Source organism: Adlercreutzia sp. DFI.6.23, assembly GCF_024462535.1.
Taxonomy (GTDB): domain Bacteria; phylum Actinomycetota; class Coriobacteriia; order Coriobacteriales; family Eggerthellaceae; genus Adlercreutzia; species Adlercreutzia rubneri.
This window is the reverse complement of record NZ_JANGBP010000443.1, coordinates 1-305: the sequence shown is the minus strand read 5'-3', so window position 1 is coordinate 305 and position 305 is coordinate 1. Positions and strand designations below refer to the sequence as shown.

Genomic DNA, 305 nt, shown 5'->3' with positions numbered 1-305 from the left:
TGCCGCGCGGGCCGGGGTCGACCCGAAAGAGCGCTGGGCCGCGGCGGCCTCCTGGGCGCGACGGGCCTGGCGAGCCTCCAGTTCGGCAGCCGCGCGGGCCGCGCGGCAGCAGCTTCTGCGCACCCCGCCGCAGCCGGCCGTCCTGCTGCGGGCGTTCCCGCCCAGGCCCAGGGCTTCGCGCCGGTGAAGCCGGCTTACGGTGCGCCTTCCGGCGCTCGCGCCCGCCACGCGCGCTAGCGGTCTTCCCGCTGCGCCACTTTCCCAAACTCAAAAGGCCAGCGCCGAGGATGCTTTCGGCGCTGGCC

At 76.7% G+C, this 305-nt stretch carries 1 protein-coding gene; it reads left to right on the top strand.

Annotated elements, in window-relative coordinates; translation table 11 throughout:
* On the top strand, positions 1-237 hold a 237-nt coding region (locus NE591_RS14060; protein WP_256156953.1), incomplete at its 5' end, for a hypothetical protein.
* Positions 238-305 lie beyond the last annotated feature (68 nt).